Below are 1453 nucleotides of genomic sequence, written 5' to 3'. Positions count from 1 at the left end.
TATCCCTCTTCTGTCACTCTCCGGTTATAATAAGTAGAGAAAGAAAAAAAAGAAACTCTACAAGGTAGGCACAGCAATGGATGTAGAGGAACAAATCCTCAAACATTTAGCCAGGGCTCCCCAGGCAACAGTATCAATAATAGATGAATATTGTCAGAGCTATAAAGACCTATTCAAAGAAGTAAGGAACTATGAATGCTTCAAATATTTACACTTAGGAATAGTCTCAGAAATAAAGAGAAAATCCTTACCAGAAATAGCCAAAATAGTAGGGATAAAATCACCCCAGTCACTACATCACTTCATCGCCAATTCCCCTTGGTCAGTCAGGGAAATAAAGAAGGAAAGATTAAGGAAAATCAAAGAAAAATTAAAAGAACAAGCAATTACAGTCATAATAGATGAAACCGGGGATAGAAAGAAAGGTAAAAAAAACGGACTATGTAGCACGGCAATATCTAGGAAGTATCGGAAAAGTAGATAATGGGATAGTGTCAGTTAATGCTTACGGAGTGTATCAAAATATAACATTTCCATTGGTAGGCAAAATCTTCAAACCCAGAGGAACATTAAAACGGGAAGATAAGTACAAAACTAAAATAGAGTTAGCCTCAGAAATCCTAGAAGAATTAGTAGAAGAAGGCTTAAATATAGAACGAGTATTAGCGGATAGTCTCTATGGTGAAAGTAGCCAGTTTATTAGAACATTAGAGAAAAATAAATTGTCTTATGTAGTAGCAATTAGGAGTAATCATGGAGTCTGGATGCCAAGCTCACAGAGGATTAGAGCGAATAAGTGGTGTAAATTTACCAGAACATTTAGTAATCAAAAATCAGAAACTAGATACATTAGAGAAATAGTCTATGGAAAAAAGAGAGCCATAACTTACTGGGAAATAACCACAGACCCAAAAACTATGCCAGAGAATGGAACATCTTTTGTTATGACTAATTTGAAAGGTAATCTCAAGAAAATCTTGGGAGATTTGTATGGATTAAGAACATGGGTAGAGTATGCTTTTCGTCAGTGTAAACAAGAATTAGGATGGACAGATTACCGTTTTACTAAGTTTAAGGATATCGAAAAATGGTGGGAAATAATTTTTTGTGTGTACACCATGATTAGTTTAAATTCTCCAGCTTTTTTATCTTTAAAGAAATCGACAGAAGTGGCCAATAAGGTGACAGATGCTGATGATATCCAGGTGAGTAATCATCAACAATGGAATCAGAAAGGTGGATGGAAGAATGTGTTAAACAATTTTCGTTTACTGATTCAACCCATCATAATGTTATGGATTATTTTTCCCTGGCTAGATATTTTTCCTAATAGTAAATTATTGCTGGGGTTGAATCAGCTAATTAGTGAAATTCATCAATATCAATCCTTTTTTAAGTCTGGATAATATGGCTTATTTGTTAATCATTAAATTCGGAAAGTGACAGAAGAGGG

Annotated in this window: 1 pseudogene; it reads left to right on the top strand. The window is 34.4% G+C overall.

Annotated features, from left to right (window positions below):
- The first annotated feature begins 76 nt into the window (after positions 1–76).
- Positions 77–1406: pseudogene (locus F6K63_RS36855) on the top strand (IS701 family transposase).
- The last annotated feature ends 47 nt before the right edge of the window (positions 1407–1453 follow it).

It is taken from the genome of Moorena sp. SIO1G6, assembly GCF_010672795.1.
Taxonomy (GTDB): Bacteria; Cyanobacteriota; Cyanobacteriia; order Cyanobacteriales; family Coleofasciculaceae; genus Moorena; species Moorena producens.
Note: the sequence above shows the minus strand (reverse complement) of the source record. Positions and strands in the feature narration are given on the sequence as shown.